Raw genomic sequence first — 24,426 nt, 5'->3', positions numbered from 1 at the left:
CCTATTAAGTTTTTAATAAGATTTTTACCAGTATGAAATTGCTTTGCTATCGAGAAATTCTTTGATTCCCCAATGCCCTCCTTCACGGGCACGCCCAGAGAATTTTACACCTCCAAAGTAGCTTCCATCAGGTAATCCATGTCCATTAACTTCTACCATACCGGATCGTACTTGTGCTGCAATACGACGACATTTGTTGCGATCTTGCGATTGAATATAGTTTGTAAGACCATATTCAGTGTTATTTGCTAAAGCGATGGCTTCTTCTTCTGTCCTAAAAGAAAGAATCGAAAGAACGGGACCAAAGATTTCTTCTTTGAAAATACGCATATGAGGTTTTACATCCGCAAAAACTGTTGGACGGACATAATAACCGCGCTCCATCCCTATAGGTAAGCCAGTTCCACCTGCAACAAGAGTTGCCCCTTCATCAATTCCTGATTGGATAAGATCTTGAATTTTATCATATTGTTGTTTTGAAACGACAGGTCCAATATGATTACCTTCTTGGCAGTTTGGTCCTACTTTTGTCGTTTCTGCAATATCTTTGGCTATTTTGATGGCTTTGTCATAGATGTTCTGTTCCACAAGCATACGAGTTGGTGCGTTACAACTTTGTCCACTATTATAAAAGCAATGTCGCACACCTCGCTGAATAGCATCTGAGTCGGCATCAGCAAAGATAATATTTGCACCTTTTCCTCCAAGTTCCAGACAGACTCTTTTTAAAGTAGCGCTGGCATTTTTAGAAATATCTTTTCCTGCTCTGGTTGAACCAGTAAAGCTAATCATTTCTAGATCAGGATGTGCTGAAAGGTAAGAGCCGACAGTTGCACCATCACCATTGATTAAATTAAAAACACCGGCAGGAAGCGCTGCTTCATCTAAAAACTCAGCAAAAAGCATAGCAGAAAGAGGCGCAATTTCAGAGGGTTTTAGCACCATGGTACAGCCAGCCAAAAGAGCGGGGATAACTTTAAGAGTTACTTGATTCATGGGCCAATTCCATGGCGTAATTAATCCTACGACGCCGATAGGGTCGTAGTGAAGGATTGCTTGCTCATTTCCCTTTATTAAAGTTTCTTGGAATGAAAACTCTTTATAAGCTTCAATAAAATCGCGAATGTGGGAACCGCCGGCTGCGGTTTGCGCATTAAGCGCCATATCAATCGGTGCTCCCATTTCCATTGAAATGGTTTTAGCCATGTCTTTGGAACGTTTTTCATAGATCTCTAAAATTTTTTCAACGAATCCAAGACGCTCGCTTGGTGGCGTTGTTTTCCATTTTTGAAAAGCTTCTTTCGCTGCGTTAATTGCTTTATCGGCATCTTTTGTGCTTCCAAGGCTAATGACAGCACAAGCTTCTTCTGTTGATGGATTAATGACGTCAAAATCATGAGGCGTACTTGGATCATCCCACAGGCCATTGATATAAAATTTCCGTTTATTAAACATAATTCACTCCCTTTTTCTATTTATGTTTATGTAATTATGATTGTCTTAGTCTAAGCCTTTTTAAACGAGGATAACAAGGATAAACTTATGAAAACGCGAGAAATTAGATTATGTGATGATCATCAAACAGGAAGATTTAAATAGAGCAATGCTTCTATAACTGTTTGTATTATTTGGACCAATTGTTTTAATAAAATGGGAGGGAAAGAAAGGTATTAACAATTGTATTGACGCTTTTTGTCATGAAGTTTTCTTCAAAATAAATGAAAGATGAGCGATAGGACACCATAAATTGGGCAATTTACTTCGAAAATTTTAAAAAAAGAATATGATGCATTTGGTCTTTATTTTTTTCATTAAAAAGTAACCAACAGCAAAAGGTTATTAACCTTCATATGATAGCCTCTATGAATATTTTTAAACAAGGTCATTTTTCTCATTGCTATAAATTTGTTGGGTGCCATGCATAATTCGAAAACAAAATCTATTTCTACGTCTTCTTTTTCTGATGATGGTACGAAAGGCGCATCAAGAGAAGATTTATCTATTAAGATTACTGAGATATTTCCTTATCCGGAAGTTTGGAAAAAGGCATTTACCCTCGGAAAAAATGTCCGTTTTACACGAACACCAGAAGTTGAGATTTTACGTCGTCGTATAGAAACAGACCCAATTTTTGCAAAACAATTTAAAAATTTTACGAAGCAAGATCGAAAAAAAGTTACAGATATTGTACATTGTAATAAGAAGACAACAAACGCTCCATCGACAAAAAAAGTCATTAATCCCCAATCGATAGAGAATAAAACGTCAGTTTGTCATTCAACGGTTTTAAAGCAGTTGTCACAGCAAGCTATTAGTCTACCATCAGCCCATATTTCCCTTAAGGAGGATAAACAAGAGTATGAGTTACAAGTAAAAAATGTGCTCCCAAAAATGAAGCCTGCTTTGCACCTTTCCGATAATGCATTTTTTGAGTGTGGGTCTTTGATATTTGAACATATAGATACTCAAACTTCAAAAGAAGGGGGCACGCCGATTGATACGACAAATAAAATTATACCTGATGTCTCTTCTGCTTTTGATGAGTCAATAACAGCTCTTTACCGTGTTCTTGAATACCGCTTTCCGCAACTCTATGATTCAATGACATCAGAATCTCCAGCAGAAAGGATGAGAGGCGTTGAGCAAATTTCTGATTTAATGAATACGAATAATGATTCTATGAAGGAGCCTAAAGAGTGTCATTCTAAGCTTTCTATTGAAGATTCTGCTCACAGGTTAAATGATACTGAAACATTAAGTGATACTGGGGATACTATAGAGACAGAAAAAACCAATAAAACTCTCGCCCATAATATTGTCGATTGTATAACAAAGAAGGATGTCACGAAGAGTTCAAAAGAGTTATCTGTGATGCAAGCAAATGGTGCAACGAAAACATTGCAATCTACTTGCGCACCATTAGGCAATTATAATTCTTCTTTTATGAAAAATATTCAATCGATTGACTGTGATGTTTATGAATCTCCTCCGATTAATTTATTACAAAAACCTGTTTTTCATGAAGGAACGATGATTCCTCAGGAAACATTAGAACGTGGTGCTGGACTTTTAGAAAGTGTTTTGGAAGATTTTGGCATTAAGGGTGAAGTTATCCATGTTCATCCGGGACCGGTGGTAACAATGTATGAATTTGAGCCTGCTGCGGGTGTAAAGTCATCACGCGTTATTAATCTTTCTGATGATATTGCACGTTCTATGTCTGCTATTTCCACACGGGTTGCTGTCATTCCAGGACGGAATGTTATTGGGATTGAGTTACCCAATGCGGTTCGTGAAACTGTTTATTTACGGGAATTAATCCAAACGCATTCTTTTCGTGAAAGTGAATTTAAGCTTGCTCTTGCTTTGGGGAAAGGGATTAATGGTGAACCTGTTATTGCAGAATTAGCAAAAATGCCTCATTTATTGGTTGCAGGAACAACAGGATCAGGAAAATCTGTTGCAATTAATACAATGATTTTGTCGATTCTTTATCGTATGACGCCCCAGCAGTGTCGTTTGATTATGGTTGATCCTAAAATGTTAGAGCTTTCTGTTTATGATGGTATACCACATCTTTTAACACCGGTTGTAACAGATCCTAAAAAAGCGGTAACTGCTTTAAAATGGGCGGTTCGAGAAATGGAAGAGCGTTATCGCAAAATGGCTAAGTTAGGTGTGCGAAATATTGATGGTTTTAATGCACGCGTTGCACTTGCTGCTCAAAAAGGCGAAACGATCATGTGTACTGTACAGTCGGGTTTTGATAAAGAAACAGGGGAAATGCTTTATCATGAAGAAGCCATGGATCTCACGCAGCTTCCTTATATCGTCGTGATTGTTGATGAGATGGCTGATCTTATGATGGTGGCAGGAAAGGAAATTGAGAATGCCATTCAGCGCTTAGCGCAAATGGCGCGTGCGGCAGGTATTCATCTTATTATGGCAACGCAGCGTCCTTCTGTTGATGTTATCACGGGGACAATAAAAGCAAACTTTCCTACCCGCATTTCTTTTCAGGTTACATCAAAAATTGATAGTCGTACGATCTTAGGTGAACAAGGTGCTGAAACGCTTTTAGGTCAAGGAGATATGCTTCATATGGCAGGTGGGGGGCGTATTGTGCGCGTTCACGGACCTTTTGTCTCTGATGAAGAAGTTGAATCCGTTGTTGCACATCTTAAAATGCAAGGAAAACCTGATTATTTAGCAACGGTCACGGATAATGAAGACGAAAACAATGAGGATGTTTCTGCTGATTCAACAGCTGAAGTTTCTGAGGAAGAAAATTTTGATGAAGAGGGTGAGAGACTTTATAACCAAGCTGTAAAGATTGTTATGCGTGATAAAAAATGTTCAACATCTTATATTCAGCGCCGACTTTCAATCGGCTATAATAAAGCCGCTTCTCTTGTTGAGCGTATGGAAGAAAAAGGCATTGTTGGAGCCGCTAATCATGTTGGAAAGCGTGAAATTTTACTCCATGAGGGAAAATAAGCGAGCATATTCAAAAATATATGATTTTTTTAATATCTGACAGTCGTTATTTAAAGAGCGAATACGTATTTTATTTTTTTGCGAGTCATATTAAAAAATTAAATGAAGAGTAGTAAAGCAATCTTTTGACTATTCATGGAGAGAACAAGCTTATACAAAAGGGCGGAGATGTTTTTAACATTTCTCGATGATTTGGAATGTAAAGAAATAAAATAAATCTCTCTATAAAAACAGATATTTTTGTTTTCTTTATCCTCTTGCAAGAAGATTCTTTGCTCAAATAGTACAGGGGTATATTTTTTATTTTTTCTATAATGGTTTTGATGAAAAAAAATCTTTAGGGGTATTCTGAAAAGTATCATAAGAAGAACATTCAAAGTTCTAAGATGCTTTAAAGTGCTATACTGAATTTATTATCATGTGATATTCTTGGTGCAAGAAAGATGCTTTTACGAGAATATTTATTTGAAAAAGAAATTTTTAATTTCTGGCTTTGAGAATACAAATATATTGAATTGTAATGATAATTTGTCCATTGTTCATATTAAATAAAAGTTTCAGATATCGTAAAATTTTCTCATCTCAAATCTGTTTATGTTGCAACAATCAAAATCGTTTTTGTACTTCATAAGTAGAAACGGTGGAGGCTAAAAACCATTTAAAAGGAATAAAAATACCTCTTATGAATGTTTCCAAACACAAAAACGACTAGCAACATTAGGGACTGGACAAGTATAATAAATAGTGCGAGCTCTTTCAAAAGTATAAAAAGCTAAAACATAACGCCTTGATATTCTTTATGAGGATCTTTATGTTGCAGCATTTACTGATGCTGTTATAAAATAAGTTTTGAACAAGATGCCTCTTTAAGACAAGCGTATAAATGCGCAGAACGAGTATGTTCTCTTGGGAGACCTATTTTATGTGGGGGGCATTTTTCTATTATTGTAACAAACTTTATTATAATAATATGCGAATAAGCAACAATATTGGAGGATTCTTTTTACTCTTGTTTTGCTTGGTGAAACAGTCAAAATTTTGCTACAGATAATTGATAATAACATATCAAGTTATTTTAATGAGAGCAGGTATTTTGAAATAAATGAGCATTATTCGTTTGAGAGTCAATCCAACACTTTTTTAGTTTTAGTTATGTCATTAAAAGCAGATGAGTTCAGTACAAATAAATTAAAATGTGAGAAAAAAGCTTTTTGTTTTATACCAGAGCTTTTGCCACGGCCTTTTACATGGGAAATTGATCACAATGGTTTATTTTGTGAAGTCTCAAAAGAGCTAGCTGAAGTTGTTGGGCCTCTCTCTTCCTCCATTTTAGGATGTAGTTTTCATGAGCTTGCTCATCAATTTAATGATGATCGATATCGGATTCTCAGTCGTTTTATTGAAACAGCTATACCGTGGAGCAAAGAAATTGTTCAATGGCCAGTGGATGGTTGCTCACAATGGCTTGATGTTGAATTGTCGGCTTTGCCAATTTTTGATGCTAAAAAGCAGCTTAAAGGGTTTCGTGGCTTTGGTATTTTAAAAATACAAGAAAAAATTCAAGAACAAAGAGATGAAAAGCAGGAAACGGAAATACCGCGTCTTACGGAGATAGAACGCTCAGCTTTTCGTGAGATTGCAGAGCAATTACATGATGAATTAAATTCATCGGTAAAAGAAAAGAGTTTTGTTGAAGAAACAGCTATTCAGTTACCATCTCCGCAAATATTGCCAGTAAATGCTATAGAACAAGCGCTCATAAAAGAACCCGCTGCAGTTTTATCATTGTTGGAGACAGCAACAGATGGTGTTTTATGGTTAGATGAACAGGGCTTTATTCAGTCGGCAAGTAAGGCAGCTTTAACATTGATGGGTTATGAAATAAATGAACTACGAGGACAGCAACTTTCTTCATTATTTACTTTGCAAAGCCGATTTTTGGTTGAAAAATATTTTAAACTAATCCGTATGAAGGGAACAAATCAAGTTTTAAATCGCAGCGAAACAGCTGATTTAATGACGAAAAGTCATAAAAATAGAACCGTTCTTGTTACGATTATATTTTTAGCACAGCAAGGCAATTATGCTGTTATGTTGCGTGATAGGATAAAAAAAGTTCCATCAGAAGAAGAAAAAGCAGAAGAGAATAAAATCGTTGGAGTTGTTCATGAAATACGAACACCTTTAAATGCTCTTATTGGTTTTGCCGAAATTATGAGAGAGGGCCGTTTTGGTTCGATAGAAAATGAGCGTTATCATGGATATTTACGCGATATTATCTCTTCTGGAAAACATATATTATCGCTCATTAATGAATTACTAGAATGTTCGAAAGCAAATTATTCTGGTTCCAATAACCAGAGTGATTCTTCCCTTATTTCTGAAACATTTGATGTGATATCTTGTTTACGTGCGACGATAGCTTTTCTTGAAACTCAAGCCAATCATAACGGCATTATCATGCGCATTGTTGCTCCACCGCATGTTCCATTTATTCCTGTATCACAACAAATATTTCGCCAGATTATATGGAATCTTCTTTCCAATGCTATTCGTTTTACACCCTTAGGTGGACAGATTATAGTTCACGTTTCTTATAGGAAAGAACGCGTAAAAATTTCAGTAAGTGATAATGGTATAGGGATGAGCGAAGAAGAAATTGCACAGGCTCTGCAACCTTATGGCCAAGTAGAGCGCAAAGATGGACGATCTGGTGACAGCGCTTTTATGGGAACAGGCTTAGGGCTCCCAATGTGTAAGGAAATGGTGGAAGAAAGTGGGGGAGAATTTTTATTGTTCTCCAAACCCAATCATGGAACGACTGTGGAAATGTTTTTTCCTCATATTCTATGATGTAAGTCGTACATAAATTTATTTTTTCTTAGCCAAGAGATCTCTAATTTCTGTTAAAAGTTGTTCTTCTGAAGGGATTTTTTTGGGGCTTTCTCCTTCTTCTTTTCTACGCATTTTATTCATAGCTTTAACGAAGAAAAAGAGAACCCAAGCAATAATGAGAAAATTGATAAGTAAAGTGATAAAGTGACCATAACTAATGGTTGCTCCAGCTGCTTTGGCAGCACTCAACGTTGCTTGTTTTTCTCCAGCAAGTTGAATAAACATATTAGAAAAATCAATTCCACCTGTAATAAGTCCAATGATTGGCATAAAAATATCATTGACAATTGAGTTGACTAAGCCACCAAAGGCGCTTCCGATAATCACACCAATAGCAAGATCAATCATATTACCTTTTAGGGCAAATTCTTTAAATTCCTTAAGCATTGCGGTTTCCCCTTTATGTAAGCGATATACGGTAATTTACTTACCGCTTTTGATGAAAAAGGAAAGGGCATAGATTTTATTTTTAGGATTATACTACAATATTAATATTATTTTCCAAGAACTTTATGAAGCTTAATAAAGAGCTTTATGGAGTCTATTTGGATGTACATATATTCCGTAGAAAAAAGCTTTTTTAATAAAAACTGTATCTACTTTTTGATAAAAGCGACTATATTTTCATTATCTGGAAGGTTATATCAGTCTATAGATAGTAGAACTATAGAATTTGGAAGTTTCTGCTATGATAGATTTATTCTATGATCAACAGTTATCACTAAACTGTATGTTTAGACAGAGCACCTATAAATGCAAAACGGTATTTAGTGCATTAGCAATGGTAACAACGCAGATTCTTAAAAATTTTATTAATACAGTCCAAAAATTAAGTACCATGCTCCTGATTTAAATGGTGTAACAACGGCATGAATGTCGATAATTTTACGAACCGTATATTCTATAACTTTATGAGGGAAAACAGCTTTATAGAGCAAGCTTTTCTTTTGTTGGACACAATATTTCACAAAAGAATTTGGGGAATAGAGATACTTTTTTCTATTCAGGAAACTTAAAGATCTATGCGAATGACGATGACGTGATGAACTATTCTTAATAGAAGAGGGATATTATTTGAATAATATACTCTTTTGGCGATCTTTTGTGTTAAAAGGTATATGTGAGGTGTGATGGATCATTTTTGTGTTGTGGAGAAGAATTGATGAGTTTTTTTCGTTGTATTGGCCGTTCTGCTTTATTTATGTTAGATCCAGAGCATGCGCACCGTTTAGCGATTGTCGGATTGAAAAGTGGCTTAAGCGGTTGTCAAAAGGTTGTCGATAAGCGATTGTGTGTAACTATTACAGGGCTTGAGTTTAAAAATTTTATTGGTCTTGCAGCGGGGTTTGATAAAAATGCAGAGGTTGTTGATGAAATTTTTCGTTTAGGATTTGGTTTTACTGAAATTGGAACGGTGACACCAAAGCCTCAGGTTGGAAATCCTAAACCACGGCTTTTTCGTTTAAAAGAAGATGAAGCAATTATTAATAGAATGGGTTTTAATAATGACGGGCATCAAGTTGTTTACGATAGATTGCAGATATGTAAAAGAGCTGGTGTTGTAGGGGTCAACATTGGAGCCAATAAGGATACAGTGAATAAAATTGACGATTATACTGTTGGTATTGCTCATTTTTATGATGTTGCTGATTATTTTACGGTTAATATTTCTTCTCCTAATACGCCAGGTTTGCGCGATTTACAGGCTCGTGATAGTTTGCATCTTTTGTTGAATGCTATTTCGCAAGCGCGAAAGGAGCAAGAGAAGAAACATGGTTTCTCCATTCCCATTTTTTTAAAAATTGCTCCAGATTTATCAGAGAAAGAATTGGATGATATTGCAGAAGAAATAAAACTTTCTGATTTTGATGGACTGATTGTTTCCAATACGACTCTTTCACGCCAAGGTCTTAACAATAGTCATTTCAGCAATGAAGAGGGGGGGCTTTCTGGACGTCCACTTTTTGAGCGTTCTACGATTGTGCTTGCAAAAATGCGTCAAAAGTTAGGGAAGGAGATTGCAATCATTGGCGTTGGCGGTGTAAAGGATGCTGAGACCGCTTTGGAAAAAGTAAAAGCAGGTGCAGATTTAATTCAATTATATAGTGGGATGGTTTATGAAGGTCCAAATCTTGTCATAACTATTTTAAAAGAGATTTTGCAGATGATGCAACAAGATGGTGTCGATAACATAAAAGACTATCGTGATCATAATCTTGAGCATTGGGCAAAATTTCCCTTGTAAAAATTTTCTTTGTAAAAAACATTTTTCTTCACAAAAAATTGCAAGATTTTTTTTAAGGGGCTTGCAAACTTTGTTGATCTTCCTTATGTCACATAAGCGAAAAATAAATGTTTACAAAATCGTGAACAGTTATGATACATTTACTTTTTATGCGGTTGTAGCTCAGTTGGTTAGAGCGCTGGTTTGTGGCACCAGAGGTCGTAGGTTCAAATCCCACCAACCGTACCATTTCTTCTTCCCTAACTTTTCTTATTCTTATGTTTGGCGTTTTGTGAGGCGGTTAAAAGCTGCGCTTGGCGGTCTTTTTGCGTGTGAGCTGTCACGGAGCAGAGACCTTGCGCGGATGATTTTTTTCAAATTTCGCCCAAAACGGAATGATACGATCAATAATCGCTTGAAATATAAATGGGTTAAATAAATCTATGATTCTGATTGCAATTGCAACAATAAATATCTCTATCAGTATATTTATATACTTTTAGTATATTTTGTAAACCAAGAGAATCTTATTTGACTTTCATTATTATTGCTCATAATATAAACTATTAAGCTTAAATACATAAAATAAGTAAGCATAAATTTACTAATATCTGCCATATTTTGGCACAATATCCTTGATTTTGTCAACTATATATTATAAATATGAACTTGCATGAGAGTGCATTCATATCTCTAGGGGGTGTTTCGGTGGTTGATTATGGGTAAGCCATTCTGGCGCGGGGACATAAGTAACCTTGGGGGAATTTATTTATACACTAAGAAAATAAATGGGAAGTTCAAGTGGTTCGCGCGATTATTGCAGTGCCGATAATTTTAGTAGCAAATATCACTCTGGTTTTGCGTTTGGTAGCAAGTATGGTGCTGTGATTGGCCTTGCGGGTGGTGTTGGCTTAGGATTAGCGATGCGTAATCCTTCTCTTGCTATGAACGCAGGAAGCTTTGGGCTAGGTGTAGGCGATAAGTTCGGAGGCACCATAGGCGGTTATGCTGGTTATGGTGTGGCTGCTGCCCAGTGTGGCACACAGTTTTTGGGTCAATCTATGGCTAATTCAGGTGGGATGTTGACGCACTTTTGATGGAGTTCTTTGGGTTATCCTAAAGCCTAGAACGGTGGTACTGTAAAGGTGCCACCTTTATGTTTGGAATATTGCACAGGAGGAGCTATGGGCGCGTTTGGTTTAGTGCTCGCTTATTTTGGTCTGTGGTTTGGCATGTATCTATTCTTCAAAACTATTGCTATTAATGGAAAAAGCGTGTTATACAAGGGGAGCGCGGTTGCATTCATAGTGGCGGCATTGGTTATCCCTCCCATCATATATGCCTTTGAGTATATAGTCGGTGTGCCGATAACATCTCCTCCTGTTATTATGATTATGTTCTTTCTTTCTTTTTGCATGGAATTTATACCCAATATAGTAAACAATATAAAATGCTTTAGTTTGGCCATTATCGCAAGTTGCCCCATTTTTTTCATCGCAGCTGGTTTTATTGTTATGAGTGATGACCTTCTGTTAGATTTTTTTGATCTGCAGCTTTCGAGCTATATTTGTCTGCTTTTCATTATTCCGTTGATGATAGCGGGGGCTCGCTATGTCCTAATTGCTAAAGCTTTGAAGGAAAAATCTATGTCAGTGCTAGATTTAAGCATTTGCATTGGCTGTGGGTTTGCCATAGGCGTCTTTTTTGTGTCATCACTGCTTTTATCAGACCTTCGAGAAATCTATCAACAGATAGGTTTTGCAAACAGGGAGGCAGTGAAAAAAATGTTCGATTATGCGGTGTTTGGTTTCGCTATTCTAACGGGCCAAGTTTTTTTGACATTTTTGATGGTTCTCTTTGTTACTACAAAGAAATATTATTGGTTGGTCCTTGATGTTCTTGCAGAGCTGTTTTTTAGCTTCTTTGTTTCTTATTATGTAGCGTTTGTTCATACAGATGATAGCTATGGAATGGTTAGAGATTGGATTTGTTTGCTGTATGTTGTTTATGTGTACGCGCGTTACATTAAATCAAAGAATGTGAAGCTTAGCGTGATTAACCCGTTCAAAAGGAAAACTGAATGAGAAGACAGGAGGCTGTAGTTCTTTGGGTTACCCTAAAGCCTAGAACGGTGGTACTGTAAAAGGTGCCACCTTTATGTTTGGAATATTGTACAGGAGGAGCTATGGGCGAGTTTGGTTTAGTGCTCGTTTGTTTTTATCTGTGGTTTGGCATGTTGTATCTATTCTGCAAAAGTATTGCTATTAATGGAAAAAGCATGTTAGGCAGGGAGAACACGGTTACATTCATAGTGGTGGCATTGGTTGCTCCTCTTCTCATTTATGCCTTTGAGTATTTTGAGTATATAGTCGGTATGCCGATAACATCTTCTCATGTTGCTATAATTATGTTCTTTCTTGCTTTTTGCATTGAATTTATACCCAATATAGTCAACAACATAAAGTGCTTTAGTTTGGCCATTATCGCAAGTTGCCCCATTTTTTTCATCGCAGCTGGTTTTATTGTTATGAGTGATGGCGTTCTGTTAGATTTTTTTGATCTGCAGCTTTCGAGCTATATTTATCTGCTTTTCATTATTCCGTTGATGATAGCGGGGGCTCGCTATGTCCTAATTGCTAAAGCTTTGAAGGAAAAATCTATGTCAGTGCTAGATTTAAGCATTTGCATTGGCTGTGGGTTTGCCATAGGCGTCTTTTTTGTGTCATCACTGCTTTTATCAGACCTTCGAGAAATCTACCAACAGATAGGTTTTGCAAACAGGGAGGCAGTGAAAAAAATGTTTGATTATGCGGTGTTTGGTTTCGCTATTCTAACGGGCCAGGTTTTTTTGACATTTTTGATGGTTCTCTTTGTTACTACAAAGAAATATTATTGGTTGGTCCTTGATGTTCTTGCAGAGCTGTTTTTTAGCCTCTTTGTTTCTTATTATGTAGCGTTTGTTCATACAGACGATGACTATGGAATGGTTAGAAGTTGGATTTGTTTGATGTTTGTTGTTGATGTGTACGCGCGTCACATTAAATCAAAGAATGTGAAGCTTAGCGTGATTAACCCGTTTAAAAAGAAAACTGAGTGAGAAGACAGGAGACTGTAGTTCTTTGGGTTATCCTAAAGTCTAGAGCAGCCACCCCAAGAGGGGCCGTTTCTGGAGCAATGGTAGGCGGGGTCCGTGGCGCAGCCGCGGGTATTGCTAAAGCTGGTTGGGATTGTTTTCGCTCTAAGTGGTGAAATTGTTGTTTGACCTAGCTTTTTTAACAAGGTAAAGGCCTTTAAGGGGTACGCTATCATCCTCTTAGCAGGGGGGGCTCTCCCGCAATAATATTTTGGTATACTTTGGAGGGCAAGGCGCCTTAGGGAAATTATATGTCTGACTTAATTTTTGGAATGCAGCTTAGTTTTGGGATAAGTTCCAGCCCTCGTGTCCTTAAAAACAATGGCTTGTTGGGCGAGCGCGTCATTTTTTGGGGGCTAGCTGGCCTTTCCTGCGCTATCATCTTCGCTTATCCACATAGTGAAAGTGGGCTTCCAGACTTATCTTTGCTTTTAGTATGTTATCTTGGCATGCTTTTAATTCTGCACGAGCGCTACTTATATAAATATTTAGTTCTTGGATTCTGTGGTGCAGTTGCTGCCTTGTGTATTGGGGCAGGTTTTGTATATTTGAGCTCTTTGTTGCCATTGCCTGCTTTGTCTGCTGCTCATAATAGCCAGCAGCAGAGGGGGTGCATTACATGAGTGGGGTTGCTGCAAACTATCCCTTTTTTATCCTTTTGATATCAGTTTTAACTGCGGAGCTTTTGCGTTTGTGGTTGCTTCGCGTATATAAGCCAGAATTAGCTGCGCGTGAGGTCCTTTATTTCGGGCTGGGCTGGGGTGTTCTAGACTTATGCTATAAGACCCTCCCAGCTCTTTTTCTTTACTTGAATTACCGTGTTGATAGGGAGCCACAAATGGCGGGCTATGTCGCATTTGAATCTTGTCCACAAGCGATCAGCTATCTTATTGCCGCGGGCATGATTGTATTGATGCATGTTGTAAATACGCGCTTTATGTATCTTGGTTTCGAAGATAAGCGAAAGGCCTATTTCTATCTGCCTTTTGTAATTCATTTTGCGGTTGGTCTTTTGTCTATGTTTGGCATTTCTTCAGACTACGCAATATTAATAAATTCTATTTCTAAAGTTTACTATAATGCTTGACAAATTGACATTATCTATTATCGGCGCCGTTTTTTGTCTGGTTCTGATTATTTTTCCTTTGATGAAGAAAAAAACATTGGTTGAACATTTGGTTTTCTTACTCGTTGTTTTGTGTCTTGTTTTTCTTTATGTTTATGGCGCTGTGAGTTATTTTCCTTATTATGTTTTGGCGCTTTCGCTTATATTGGGGTACCGCTGGTTACTCTCTTTGGTTAAAGCGTTTAAAGACACGAAGGCGATTATTGGGTCAAGCGCTGGTTGTTATGTGCTTTTGATTTTTTTTCTATACGGCTTTATGCGTATAATAGGCAGTTTAATTTTTGAATTTTCTGCTTATAGTACGCCTAATATTGTTTTTGCTGTTGGTCTATTCCCTATAAGCATGACGATTATGCAGTTTTTTTTGCTCTCTCATTGGGTGGCAGAAGATAATGGCAATGGTGTAGAGGCAGCACTGGGCGTGGGAATGGGGATTTGGGGGGCTACTATAGGGCTTGCACTGCTTACATCTCTACCAGAAGCTGTGATGATCCTAAAAGGGGCCTTTAGTCTTGATAGGGGCGCCTTACTTTCTTTACTTGAGACGGTAATATATTATGCGTTTATTATAGGTCTGAGTCTTTTATCAACTTTCTTAATGCTTGTGGTTTGCCTTGACAAGAAATGGCGTTTTTTTGTTCTTATCTTGCTTTTACAATGCTTGGCGGCTTGGGCGCGCTTTTCATGGCGGGCCGCTGAGCCAGAACTTCTTGCAATTGGGCATTATACAATCGCTACTATTCTTATGTTTGCTCTTATGCTGCAAATTTATGATTTTGTGCAAGACAGATTATCCATGAAGAAAAATAGCAGTTACGCTGTAGTAAATGAGGGGGCATAATAATGTTGGTTTTATTTATTACTTCGCTTCTCACAGGCCTTATTTATGGTGCTGTCATTTATAATTTTTTTCGCTCTACATTTAGTTGGATAAATGTGCTGTTGAGCGGCATAGTTTTGGGGGTGATTGTTCTGTTAGTATGGCGTTACTGGGAAACAGAACATAAACTTGATGCCTTACGTTTATTGCAAGTGCTTGGCGTTGTTTTTCTTCTATGTGTGTTTCACCATGTTCTGAAGTTCAAATTAGTTGTCGCTGGTGCTGTGGGATGGTTTGTTGCTAGCTGCATTGTTTTCGGGCTTATTGCTTTTTGGGAGCAGTCTGTAATAAAAACGCTTTATATGATGAATATTGTTGAAACTGGGAGTCGTGCAGAGCAGGGGCTGGCGCTTGTTTTTTTATTTTTAACATTTACGGTTTTTTTTGTTGTAGCAGAAGAAGCCATGCGTCGTTTGTTAGTTACTAAGTTTTATCGATGCTCGCCTAGTTTTTTGTGGCGTTTGCCGCTGAATATTGGCATAGGCTGGGGTTTATGCGAATTAGTTTACAAGGCGCTAGGGCCTTTCCTTGTTTATAATGGCTGGCCTATTCGATCTAGGTTATTAGCCAGTGAATATGTAATTTTTTATTCCTGGACGCAAGCGAGTATTTTTTTGTGTGCTTTAATGAGCGTCATACTCATGCATATTTTAAACACATGCTTGGCGTATCGTAGTGTTGTTACGCGCTCTAAATTTTATGCGTGTGCGCCTTTTTTTGTCCACGCTATTGTTAACTGTTTCGGTGCAACAGTGCTGGTTACAGACAAGGTTTGGTTTAATGTTGGGGGAAGCTTGTTTATTCTACTTTGTGTGATGTTGTTCGTATATTTTGAAAGCAAAAATCCTTTAATACAAAACATAAAATTGCGCGCTTAAGGTGTTGTAGAGTGATGAATAACTTTGCGTACTCTAAGTATGGCTAGAGAGCCTGATACGCGCTTTCTGTTCTGCAAAAAATAGAGAAGGTTAGCACTGACGTAACGCGTCCAGTACCAAGAGCGACATCATTTCTACACTAATTGGGGGGGAGGGTGTGCCACTGGCCCACGCGCATATGGGAGTTTGCAAATATGCGATCATGTAACTTTCTAGTGTCCTCCTTTCTATTATCCTCCATGAGATTGAAGATGGGAATCTTGAGGCGGCGATGACGCATTATTGCAAGGAGGATGCGCCATGTTTAACATAATAGTCTCTTTATTCCGTGGAGTATTTATGGGTTATCAATGGAAACGTTTTAACTCTGGTCGAACGCTCTCTCATCTTGATTTTGATTTTATTGTCCATTATTGCTGTGAATATTAAAATTGTCCGACGGGGGGAACTCATGATGATTACTAACATTCTGACAGTTATTGTCCTGTTTGTTAATTATTTCGCTGGATGGTCTACACTTTTACTGAACTACCCCATAGTTTTTTGCTATCTGTCACTTGCTCTGATTTCATTGATGAGCTCGCTGGTAAAGAAATCCTTTACCATTTTTTATGCCAGTGCTGGTGTTTCTGAAGAGAAACGCAAACATATCCTATTTTATCTCATCAATAAATATATTACATGGATTTGGGTAATCATCTTTTTTGCCAATGGTCTTCTAGTGGCTTTTTTTTCATGCTCCCCCCAGCTTTGGTGTGTCACTATGGGTTTAATTTGTGCTGGTATTCTTTTTTCTAAATATCTTCCTAACATCATGCAATATTTTTATCGCATCAAACATCATGGAGCATAATATGTCATTGTTTAACATTCTGACCGGAACCCCTTTATGGGCTTGGATTTTGCTTATTTTTCTCATTGCGAGGGGAATAATCGCATTGAAAGATAGGGAAACGAAGGTTTACCGCCTTTTTCTCTTGCCGTTAGTCTTTCTTTTTTTGGGCGCAAGCGATGTGATTAACCAGCTGGCCTTCCCGCGCTGGGGAGCAATTGCAATGTTGGCAGGGCTGATGATCGGCTTTGGTGTTGGCTGGTTGCTCTGGCGTGCTACTGCGCGTTTAAAAATCAAAGAGGGAACGGATTTCATTATTCTGCCTGGTACGCCGTTGACGCTGACATTTATTCTTATCGCTTTTGTCATCAAATTCATATTGATTGTTTTTCTCAAGGTTGTACCTGATTTGAAATATGCATTTGATTTTAACCTTCTTTTTGGTCTTTTAAGTGGGTTTACTGGTGGTGTGTTGTGGGGCGGCACATTAAATTTATATATAGCATTTCGAAAGAATCGAAATTAATCCTTATACCATTAGCTGTGGGTGCTTCCCATTAGAACTATCTCAATAGAAGCTTATACCTAACAACAACGCTGCATACAAATGCAGCGTTACCTCATAGTTTCAGATTTTTTTATCCCAGCGCGTGAATAGGTGAGGGAAGTGATATATCTGACTATGCTCCCTTGGGTGAAGAGCGAGCCTAAAAGTTTAGAATGCTATGAGTTTGAGTTAGCTGGACTTTGAGCAGATGGTTTATCGCTCATGGTAATCATTTTGTTTTACGATTCAAAAAAGAGGATAGTGATGGTCTCATTGGCGTAGGTGGGCAAGAAAACTCTTAGCTTGGCAATGTGTCAACAGTTTGTAGAACTATGTTGTGGACCCCATACGCAAAGCGGTTGCTATGATGGCATGATGCTTTTTTCAAGCATTATGATATGCTAGGAACCGGTGTTTAAGGGTGCAACTGCGGACACTGTACACCCCAGTAGCATTACGTTTGAGTATTTAGGAGCGGCAGAGTTTGTACAGTCTACGCCATAATATGTGGAGCACTCTTGCGGGAATGAGTGCATTATTATTGCGATATATATGTAACCCTCTAGCTAATATTATATTATAGTAAGGCTGCTTTTTGAAGCCGCTTGTAATTACAGTGTGTTTTTAAAAAGCAGCTGTTACCTCGTGGCAGGGGTGGCGGTGTCTATATGATCAGCTTGCCAAAGAAATGGAAGCGTTATCGCGATAGCCACCAAGAGTAGCCCAGCGATAAAGGTGGCAGCAAACTGCAATGATATAAAAGAACCAAGGACGCCAACCAAAAAGCTTCCGACCGGCATTCCAGCATAGCCTATCACCCGAAAAGCAGAATTAGCGCGCCCGAGAAGTTGCTTTGGTGTGAGGCGCTGCCTGAAGGCGGTAACACCAATAAACCATAAGCTTGCTCCAACGCCAGCAATAAAGGTGACGCCCCATACGACGACAGCACTTTTTGAAAAGGCTGGAATCAGCAGCAAGACAACCGTTCCTAAACCGTCAGTGAGAACAGCCAGGCGCACCGGTGCATAGCGTATACGTGGTGCAAAGAGGGCACCTGCCATTGTACCAAGCGCGTAGGCTGCAAACATCACGCCATATTGGCTGCTATGGAGGCCCAGATATCGACTGTCGGTAACGAAGAAGATGAATGAGGTTAGGAATGCTCCAAATACCACCGATATAAAGAATGTGAGTAATGTAAGGGAGGTGAGATGCCGATTTGAAAAGATGAAACGAAAGCCGGCAATGATATAACGGAAAGAGATGTTTTCTTTATCAAGTGCTGGCGATGTCGGAACAGCACGGCGAGCGGTAAAAATCAATGTGATAAAAAGCACGATTAACAGGCCGAGAAATAGCAGTGTGTTATGCGCTAAAATGCTGCTTGTTACGACAGGGGCAAGAAAATAGGAGACCCCGAAATCTAAAAACAAGACAATTGAGTAGAAGCTCATCAATCGCTTTCCCTCCATGATAAGTGGTGGAATCGTCATTATATAAGCTTCGGCAGAAACGACGATGAATCCAGCAATGGTTGCATAGAAGAAAATTTGTTCGGCTGGAGCAATCTGTATCATAAGCAGTATGAACAGGACAATATGCAGTAGCATGAAGATGAGGAGAGCCGAGGTGGCAAGTTTTATTTTGTCGCAGCGATCAAGTAAAGCGCCTGCAAGGATGCCGAAAATTGGCCACGCTAATGAGAAGAGACCTTGCGCCCAACTTACTCCAATTACGCCATATCCAGATTGTCTTGCTAATAGCGGGATGGCAGTGCGCAAAGCACCGCTGAGTAGGGCTAGCAGACTAACGGTTAGGCAAAAATAGCGTATGTTCTTGTTGGCAAAAAGCGTGAACATTCTGTTCTCCTTAAGATGCCACACAGATTTCCGCTGGTCCATCAAGTACGGCGGTTGTATTCAGCATGTTTGCGACATAGTCGTCCAAGATATTCCTATCTGCCTGAGGGAGAAGAAAATACAGAAGGTTGGAATACCATTGCCAACCACGCTGAGTCAGCTGGAGATCGTTATCACTTTCTGCAATGAGACCTGCACCTATGAGCTGCTGTAGATCATTATATACGAAAGAGGGGAGTGCGGTCCAGTCAATTCTTTCTTTTTTGGTGTAGCCGTTATAAGGTAGCCGCATACACAAAGCCTTGGAGGCTTGTTGCTCCGCTGATACCCAATTGTAGTACACTTTTGATTTGCCTTTAAGTTGTATGTCGGTAATATATTCGCTTCGACTGGGATTGGCTCGTGTGACGAGTGAGCCGAGAATCGACTGTGCTGACGCCCCAAAACCAACCACATAATCATCATGATAACCATGCAAATATTTGTGATAGCAGAAATAATTAGCTGAACTGGTTTTAGCAAGCTTTAGAGGAGTGTTATTGGAAATTTTGATATAGGAATGCCCATTACACGGCGCATAGCCGCAGCTGCGCATAACGATGTCGCTAAATAATCGAAGCATCTGTCGATGTTGTAGGCTGGACGGTTTCAGCCCTTTTTGTGCGTAAGACTTATGCAGTTGCGACGTGATAGCCAGATTGTTGATTGCATAGAGGTTGATGGTTTCAGGGTGAAGCTGGCTTGCTTGCTTCAAATCGTATAATAGTTCTTCGGCTTGCTGACTGTGCATGCCATATAGTAGGTCGAAACCGACGTGTCCAATTATCTCTTGTGACCAGGCCACGGTATTTTTGATTTGTTCACGTGTTGAGGTGAGGTTAAACAATGATCGGAAACGCTCAATGAAACTCTGTACACCGAAGCTTATCCGGTTAACGCCGATCTCACGGGCAGCATAAAGTTTATCACGTGTGACGCTCTTCGGTTCGCTTTCCAGTGTAAACTCGGCTAAGGAAGAGAGCTCAAATTCGGCATGCAATACTTTTCCGATGTGGCGGATATTGTCTGCGGACAAGAGAGACGGTGTGCCGCCCCCTATATAGATGCTGCGGATGGGACCTCTAAGCGAGCGAATGAAGTTTTCTTTGTTTCTGATCTCTGTGGTAAGCGCTGACATATAAGATTCGATTTGCTTAACGCGCTTGTAGGCTCCTTTTTGAAAGGGACAGAAGGAACAGATGGTTTCACAAAAGGGAATATGCAAATAAAGAGAAACGGTATGCGCTTGTGGAATCTGCAGAGTAAAAGTCACGGTTTCCTACATGGTGGGCTTGTTTCCTTTGCGATAAAAAAGGATGACTAAAATGGCGATGAAGGCTAGTACAGATTGAGCAAGATAAATGCTTTGCACAGGCAGATTGCCTTCGCCATAGGCCATAAGGAGGTATAAGCCCAAAATGAAAAGACCGGAAATTCCATTAAAGCTTGCTTGAAGGCGGCCTTGATATTCTATATCGCAATTGAGCTGTGCAAGTGAAATGGCAAGGCCCCAGCTTGATAGGCCGACGCCAATTAAAAAATAAATTGGGAAGCCGATAATAATATACGTATTGATAAAAAGTACCAATAGGCAAAGCGCCATAAGAGCAAGCAAAAGCGCAAGCGTGTTGCGGATATTGATTTTTTGCGAAACAAGTGGTGCAAAAAACGCCCCCACGACAACTCCTAGCGAATAGAGCATTTCATAGAAGGCAAAAGTTTGTGTATCCGCATGTAAGACTTCTCGCGTATAGGGTACGAGAATAATCGGAATGGTCATAAGCAAGACCATGATCAGCATTTGCGTCAAATAAGGCATGTAAAGTTCTGGTGTACGCCTGAAATAGCCAAGGGCACTGATATAGCTTTGCCACCAATTTTGTGCAGGCCTAGAACCCTCTTCATTGTCAGGCGTAAAAACTGGGGTAAGGGCAAAATTAAATAAGCCAGCGATAATAAAAAAGACTCCGCCTATAAGGAGTGTATTTTCCATACCTGCAAAGTAAAGGATAAGGCCGCTTATTCCCATGCCGATAATGGTGCCGAATTCATAAACCATATCAATAGTCGCATTGGCCTTTATGAGGTCTTCTTTGGGGATGATACTGCTGATAAAAGGAATAGCACAAGGCATATAAAAAGAAACAAAAATGCCAAGCAAAGTGCATAAAACCATAAGGTCGATTTTTATGTCTATTTGCCATAAAAGGACCCAGGTGATAATAGCAAAACCACGCACAAGATTGGAAAGGATAATTTGCACTTTACGATCATAGCGGTCGGCAAGGTAACCAAATAAAGGTGCAAATAGGATGCTTGGCATCCATATGCAAAACATCATTAAAGCAATGCCTTGAATCGAGTTGGTCCGATTATAAGCAAACCATGAAAGCACAATATAGCTTAGGCCATTTCCGAAAGTAGCGCAAAAACCACTTAAGGTAAAATATAAAAAGTTTTTATTTTTAAAAAGTTCTATACGCTTTTTAAATTCATCTAGGAACATTTTTTATTACCCCTCGAGGATACGAAAACCATTTGATATCCACTTTATTTTTCGACCAAAATAGTTTCTTTTTTTAGCATTTGACTGTAGTCTTTGTAGATAGGCTGGCATATATAAAATTGTATCATTTAAAAAACATTGAAGGTTAGTCTCATTCACTGTGCTATGAATAAAAGTGATTGAATTCTGAATGGTTTTCGCTTGATGCCACCAATTCATAGGAAAGTATAAAAAATCTCCGGGTTCTAGGATAACTTGTGTAAACTCAACTTGATTTTTTTCTAATTCAGAACGACTATAAAATTTCCCTTCTTCAAGGTTATGGGGTGGGGCGACCAAGGTAAATTCTTTCAAGCCTTCTAATTGCCCAACAATTCCATTAACGCTGAGCATATCTTTATGCATGGCAGTGACAGTTTCCGGCGCTGATATTAAAACCCAAGGAGTTAGAATAAGAGAGCCTATTAAAGATTGGTCTAGGGAGTGCAGCGTGATGAATTCGGGCAGTGTAAAACTATGCTCTAGTAAATCATTATAGACTAAATGTGGTTGCCAGGACCAATTGCCAATTGATTTTTCTCCAGATAATATTTTCTCAATGTACTCTTTGATAGTGACTTGTTCTCTTGTAGGGCAATTTATTCCTTTTTCAATGAAAATCTCATCGTTGCCAAATAGGCTAATAATATTTGAGAAGCTGAACATAGTATATAGTTGCCAATTTTTACAATAATTTTTTATCAAAAAACATTTATCGGTGAGTGGTTGTTGTCTTGCTACTTCGTTGAATTCATGCTCATTGGAAAAGTATATCATGTTAATATTTTCCTTGTACCTTTAGCAATAGATTTTGAATGTCATCCATAAGATTGCGCCCGTAGGGTGTCAGGCAGCTGCTGTCCTCAAATTGTTCAGCAGTTTCGGTTAATAATGAGATCAAGCGCGCCATGTGGTTTTGGTAAACGGCACATTCAATGTCATGCTGGTAGATTCCATCAAGATACAGGACTATACGAGCTAGCACAAACATGGCGTGAAATACTGCATTGGCTGGCCGTTTTTGGAGTCGAAAGGGGCTATGCAGTAACGCATCGGTTGCTACCAATGGATCAATTAGTTGCTTTATATATAGCTCTATGTGTGATAGCTCATGGACTAGATTCTCCATATAATCATAGAGTGTCCATTCATTTTTTGGAGAAATTACTATAAGTCCTAAGAAAGCAAGAGAACTTGTTGCAATCAACACCGTGCTGTCAACTATAAGTATTTGTTTAACAAATTTATTTAAGGCGTAACCAAGAATAGGGGTTGCTGTGTCCAATATGTTTAATGCTGTGCTAATTTTTTCTTTATATGAATTATTTTTTGAAAAACTTAACCCAGAAAAATTTTCATTTTGCTTCACAAAGGCTTCTGAAATAAATTTTACGATCGGATCGTAAATATCCTTATTTTCTATATCATAATAGACAATTTTTTCCGCGAGGTTTTATGGGTAAGGTATATTATATAGCTTTTTGTTTAACGAGGAGGTAGATGAGCGTTCACAGAAAATTTTCCATACGAATATTTCTTCATCTATGACCGCTTTATTCAAAATTAATGAAAAAAAACTTTTTTTAGTCACTGTCATAGCTTTTCTCCTCTAGGACTTGCATACTAATCGGAGCATAAATTCGCTTTCTGTTTAATAACATGTTGTTGGAAAACGGGTAAAAAAAGTTTATAATTTCATTTCCTAATATAGCGCAAACGAGTAAATTCGTCGATGACAAGGAGCCAGATACTATAGACGCTTTTTTGGCTAAATTCGCTTCTAAACTGGTTAAGTAATTGCAGCGTGCGGCATGCGATACTAGGAGAGGACCTACAGCTATCGTAGTGTATCCGGTTGAGCCAAATATAATGTTCATATTATTTTGTATAGTGTATTCAAGGCAATAGATAGAGGCGCAGATGGGTGGGGTATCAATGGCGCATACTATAAGCTTAACATCTGTGCTCAAAGGAGAAAGATCAGTTGCTTTAGAGACTTTTTTTTCATAGATGTTGATATCAAGCGTTGGATTAATATTAAAAAGTTTTTCTTGTAAACACTTTGTTTTGCTCTTCCCTATATCTGACAGATTATACGCAAATTGACAGTTTAGATTGCTGGGCTGGACTTGGTCAAAGTCAACTAAGCTTATTTTTCTAATACCAGCGGTTGCTAAGCACATAGCAACATTGCAGCCGATACCGCCACAACCGACAATCGCAACATGGATATCATCTAAAAATGAAAAAGAGGTGTCAAAATTCGCAAAATGAAAATTAAAAAAATCGTAGGATTTTTCTAGGCTTGTTCCCTGATAGCTATCGGTTGTACATATCAATAGATTTTTATCTTTTAATTTAAAGAAGATATCCGCAAATTGGTCATCCTTCAAAAGCGTTTGTATATCGCTATAAGCAATGCCTTTTTCAAGCTGTATGAGTATGTCGGATAAATGATCGCCTATGCTGCAGTTTATACCATAGTTATTGTTTGATAATAAAAATATACCTTTGCTTGTATATACCACAGGGCATTTAAGTTTTATTTTCATTATTGTTCCTATAGGTGATATAATTTCCTATTGAAAATAGAGTCTCATGTCGAAGTTTATCATTATACAGAAATCCAACAGGTAGCCTAAACAAGGGTATATATGTCGTATTTAATCGCAAGAAGTGATCTATCTTTTCGAATATAAACTGGTGTTTTCTAAGATAATTCTTATCAAATAGAGCTGAATAAATTTTTTTTATACAATCGTGATACTTATTGCTTTGTCTTATTTTACTTAATTCAGAACGTATAATTTGTATCGAGCTGCCATGGGGGAGTCTTCGAATTTCAAAACGTAAATGGCAGTGGGAGGTCCAGTGCCCGTATGCGTCTTCATGGAGTGTAACATTGATATTATACTTGGAGAGTTGTTTCGCAATCTGGGTTAGAATTTCGTAGTTAGGATAATAATTTTCA

23 protein-coding genes and 1 tRNA gene are annotated in these 24,426 nt (G+C 38.4%); 15 read left to right on the top strand and 9 right to left on the bottom strand.

Annotated features, from left to right (window positions below; translation table 11 throughout):
* Positions 1-24: 24 nt before the first annotated feature.
* Positions 25-1,455 carry an aldehyde dehydrogenase family protein gene (locus CER18_RS03490; RefSeq protein ID WP_100128711.1) on the bottom strand — a complete coding sequence of 477 codons (1,431 nt, stop codon included), beginning with the start codon at positions 1,453-1,455 and terminating at the stop codon, positions 25-27.
* A 462-nt stretch (positions 1,456-1,917) separates the two neighbouring features.
* Here CER18_RS03490 and CER18_RS03485 point away from each other — a divergent pair, with 462 nt between their 5' ends.
* Entirely contained in the window at positions 1,918-4,497 is a 2,580-nt protein-coding gene (locus CER18_RS03485) for a DNA translocase FtsK (protein ID WP_100128721.1), read from the top strand.
* 1,152 nt (positions 4,498-5,649) lie between these two features.
* A complete protein-coding gene (locus tag CER18_RS03480; protein WP_100128710.1) occupies positions 5,650-7,350 on the top strand; it encodes a PAS domain-containing sensor histidine kinase in 1,701 nt (566 codons plus the stop codon).
* An 18-nt stretch (positions 7,351-7,368) separates the two neighbouring features.
* On the opposite strand, the gene mscL is transcribed toward CER18_RS03480, so the two are convergent.
* Together mscL and CER18_RS10245 are read right to left on the bottom strand one after the other, a co-directional pair.
* Positions 7,369-7,779 (bottom strand): large conductance mechanosensitive channel protein MscL, encoded by a 411-nt coding sequence (mscL, locus tag CER18_RS03475; RefSeq protein WP_100128709.1) that lies wholly within the window; start codon positions 7,777-7,779, stop codon positions 7,369-7,371.
* 425 nt (positions 7,780-8,204) lie between these two features.
* Positions 8,205-8,360, bottom strand: coding sequence for a hypothetical protein (locus CER18_RS10245; RefSeq protein WP_210199631.1), 156 nt, complete (start codon positions 8,358-8,360; stop codon positions 8,205-8,207).
* A 194-nt stretch (positions 8,361-8,554) separates the two neighbouring features.
* Here CER18_RS10245 and CER18_RS03470 point away from each other — a divergent pair, with 194 nt between their 5' ends.
* From CER18_RS03470 to CER18_RS03425, 13 genes are all read left to right on the top strand, one after another.
* Positions 8,555-9,637: a quinone-dependent dihydroorotate dehydrogenase gene (locus CER18_RS03470; RefSeq protein WP_100128708.1), complete on the top strand. Its 1,083-nt coding sequence runs from the start codon at positions 8,555-8,557 to the stop codon at positions 9,635-9,637.
* Between the two features lie 151 nt (positions 9,638-9,788).
* A tRNA-His gene (locus CER18_RS03465) sits at positions 9,789-9,865 on the top strand.
* 539 nt (positions 9,866-10,404) lie between these two features.
* Entirely contained in the window at positions 10,405-10,713 is a 309-nt protein-coding gene (locus CER18_RS03460) for a hypothetical protein (protein WP_100128707.1), read from the top strand.
* Positions 10,714-10,800: 87 nt separating this feature from the next.
* A complete protein-coding gene (locus CER18_RS03455; RefSeq protein WP_100128706.1) occupies positions 10,801-11,700 on the top strand; it encodes a hypothetical protein in 900 nt (299 codons plus the stop codon).
* 62 nt (positions 11,701-11,762) lie between these two features.
* Complete coding sequence (locus tag CER18_RS03450) at positions 11,763-12,713, top strand: hypothetical protein (RefSeq protein ID WP_245410040.1); 951 nt, start codon at positions 11,763-11,765, stop codon at positions 12,711-12,713.
* Complete coding sequence (locus CER18_RS09995) at positions 12,710-12,865, top strand: hypothetical protein (RefSeq protein WP_180299376.1); 156 nt, start codon at positions 12,710-12,712, stop codon at positions 12,863-12,865. Before CER18_RS03450 ends, CER18_RS09995 begins: the two co-directional genes overlap by 4 nt.
* A gap of 135 nt (positions 12,866-13,000) precedes the next feature.
* A complete protein-coding gene (locus CER18_RS10415; protein WP_245410039.1) occupies positions 13,001-13,372 on the top strand; it encodes a hypothetical protein in 372 nt (123 codons plus the stop codon).
* Entirely contained in the window at positions 13,369-13,836 is a 468-nt protein-coding gene (locus tag CER18_RS10410; RefSeq protein ID WP_245410038.1) for a hypothetical protein, read from the top strand. Before CER18_RS10415 ends, CER18_RS10410 begins: the two co-directional genes overlap by 4 nt.
* Positions 13,829-14,716 carry a hypothetical protein gene (locus CER18_RS03440; RefSeq protein WP_100128704.1) on the top strand — a complete coding sequence of 296 codons (888 nt, stop codon included), beginning with the start codon at positions 13,829-13,831 and terminating at the stop codon, positions 14,714-14,716. The genes CER18_RS10410 and CER18_RS03440 overlap by 8 nt, the downstream gene beginning before the upstream one ends.
* A gap of 2 nt (positions 14,717-14,718) precedes the next feature.
* Positions 14,719-15,633: a hypothetical protein gene (locus CER18_RS03435; RefSeq protein ID WP_100128703.1), complete on the top strand. Its 915-nt coding sequence runs from the start codon at positions 14,719-14,721 to the stop codon at positions 15,631-15,633.
* Positions 15,634-15,933: 300 nt separating this feature from the next.
* Positions 15,934-16,062, top strand: a complete 129-nt coding sequence (locus tag CER18_RS10690) for a hypothetical protein (protein WP_280951564.1) — start codon at positions 15,934-15,936, stop codon at positions 16,060-16,062.
* 22 nt (positions 16,063-16,084) lie between these two features.
* Positions 16,085-16,486 (top strand): hypothetical protein, encoded by a 402-nt coding sequence (locus tag CER18_RS03430; RefSeq protein ID WP_180299375.1) that lies wholly within the window; start codon positions 16,085-16,087, stop codon positions 16,484-16,486.
* Position 16,487: 1 nt separating this feature from the next.
* On the top strand, positions 16,488-16,991 hold the full coding sequence (locus CER18_RS03425; protein ID WP_100128702.1) for a DUF6622 family protein: 504 nt from the start codon (positions 16,488-16,490) through the stop codon (positions 16,989-16,991).
* Between the two features lie 659 nt (positions 16,992-17,650).
* Here the strand turns inward: CER18_RS03425 and CER18_RS03420 are convergent.
* From CER18_RS03420 to CER18_RS03395, 6 genes are all read right to left on the bottom strand, one after another.
* Positions 17,651-18,871: an MFS transporter gene (locus tag CER18_RS03420; protein ID WP_100128701.1), complete on the bottom strand. Its 1,221-nt coding sequence runs from the start codon at positions 18,869-18,871 to the stop codon at positions 17,651-17,653.
* Between the two features lie 10 nt (positions 18,872-18,881).
* Positions 18,882-20,183, bottom strand: a complete 1,302-nt coding sequence (locus CER18_RS03415; protein ID WP_245410037.1) for a coproporphyrinogen-III oxidase family protein — start codon at positions 20,181-20,183, stop codon at positions 18,882-18,884.
* A 6-nt stretch (positions 20,184-20,189) separates the two neighbouring features.
* Complete coding sequence (locus CER18_RS03410) at positions 20,190-21,416, bottom strand: MFS transporter (protein ID WP_100128700.1); 1,227 nt, start codon at positions 21,414-21,416, stop codon at positions 20,190-20,192.
* Positions 21,417-21,422: 6 nt separating this feature from the next.
* A complete protein-coding gene (locus CER18_RS03405) occupies positions 21,423-22,232 on the bottom strand; it encodes a cupin-like domain-containing protein (RefSeq protein ID WP_100128699.1) in 810 nt (269 codons plus the stop codon).
* Position 22,233: 1 nt separating this feature from the next.
* Complete coding sequence (locus CER18_RS03400; RefSeq protein WP_180299374.1) at positions 22,234-22,824, bottom strand: aKG-HExxH-type peptide beta-hydroxylase; 591 nt, start codon at positions 22,822-22,824, stop codon at positions 22,234-22,236.
* A gap of 214 nt (positions 22,825-23,038) precedes the next feature.
* Complete coding sequence (locus CER18_RS03395; protein WP_100128697.1) at positions 23,039-24,007, bottom strand: ThiF family adenylyltransferase; 969 nt, start codon at positions 24,005-24,007, stop codon at positions 23,039-23,041.
* Positions 24,008-24,426 lie beyond the last annotated feature (419 nt).

It is taken from the genome of Bartonella tribocorum (genome assembly GCF_002777915.1).
In the GTDB taxonomy this organism is placed as follows: Bacteria; Pseudomonadota; Alphaproteobacteria; order Rhizobiales; family Rhizobiaceae; genus Bartonella; species Bartonella tribocorum_A.
Note: the sequence above shows the minus strand (reverse complement) of the source record. Positions and strands in the feature narration are given on the sequence as shown.

Excerpts from the sequence above, each read along its gene's own strand:
- CER18_RS03410 (WP_100128700.1), bottom strand. The coding sequence starts at position 21,416 with ATGTTCCTAGATGAATTTAAAAAGCGTATAGAACTTTTTAAAAATAAA.
- CER18_RS03420 (WP_100128701.1), bottom strand. The coding sequence starts at position 18,871 with ATGTTCACGCTTTTTGCCAACAAGAACATACGCTATTTTTGCCTAACC.
- CER18_RS03440 (WP_100128704.1), top strand. The coding sequence starts at position 13,829 with ATGCTTGACAAATTGACATTATCTATTATCGGCGCCGTTTTTTGTCTG.
- CER18_RS03435 (WP_100128703.1), top strand. The coding sequence starts at position 14,719 with ATGTTGGTTTTATTTATTACTTCGCTTCTCACAGGCCTTATTTATGGT.
- CER18_RS03460 (WP_100128707.1), top strand. The coding sequence starts at position 10,405 with ATGGGAAGTTCAAGTGGTTCGCGCGATTATTGCAGTGCCGATAATTTT.
- CER18_RS10690 (WP_280951564.1), top strand. The coding sequence starts at position 15,934 with ATGTTTAACATAATAGTCTCTTTATTCCGTGGAGTATTTATGGGTTAT.
- CER18_RS03485 (WP_100128721.1), top strand. The coding sequence starts at position 1,918 with ATGCATAATTCGAAAACAAAATCTATTTCTACGTCTTCTTTTTCTGAT.
- CER18_RS03455 (WP_100128706.1), top strand. The coding sequence starts at position 10,801 with ATGGGCGCGTTTGGTTTAGTGCTCGCTTATTTTGGTCTGTGGTTTGGC.
- mscL (WP_100128709.1), bottom strand. The coding sequence starts at position 7,779 with ATGCTTAAGGAATTTAAAGAATTTGCCCTAAAAGGTAATATGATTGAT.
- CER18_RS03430 (WP_180299375.1), top strand. The coding sequence starts at position 16,085 with ATGATGATTACTAACATTCTGACAGTTATTGTCCTGTTTGTTAATTAT.
- CER18_RS03480 (WP_100128710.1), top strand. The coding sequence starts at position 5,650 with ATGTCATTAAAAGCAGATGAGTTCAGTACAAATAAATTAAAATGTGAG.
- CER18_RS03395 (WP_100128697.1), bottom strand. The coding sequence starts at position 24,007 with ATGAAAATAAAACTTAAATGCCCTGTGGTATATACAAGCAAAGGTATA.
- CER18_RS03490 (WP_100128711.1), bottom strand. The coding sequence starts at position 1,455 with ATGTTTAATAAACGGAAATTTTATATCAATGGCCTGTGGGATGATCCA.
- CER18_RS03425 (WP_100128702.1), top strand. The coding sequence starts at position 16,488 with ATGTCATTGTTTAACATTCTGACCGGAACCCCTTTATGGGCTTGGATT.
- CER18_RS10410 (WP_245410038.1), top strand. The coding sequence starts at position 13,369 with ATGAGTGGGGTTGCTGCAAACTATCCCTTTTTTATCCTTTTGATATCA.
- CER18_RS03470 (WP_100128708.1), top strand. The coding sequence starts at position 8,555 with ATGAGTTTTTTTCGTTGTATTGGCCGTTCTGCTTTATTTATGTTAGAT.
- CER18_RS03405 (WP_100128699.1), bottom strand. The coding sequence starts at position 22,232 with ATGATATACTTTTCCAATGAGCATGAATTCAACGAAGTAGCAAGACAA.
- CER18_RS10415 (WP_245410039.1), top strand. The coding sequence starts at position 13,001 with ATGTCTGACTTAATTTTTGGAATGCAGCTTAGTTTTGGGATAAGTTCC.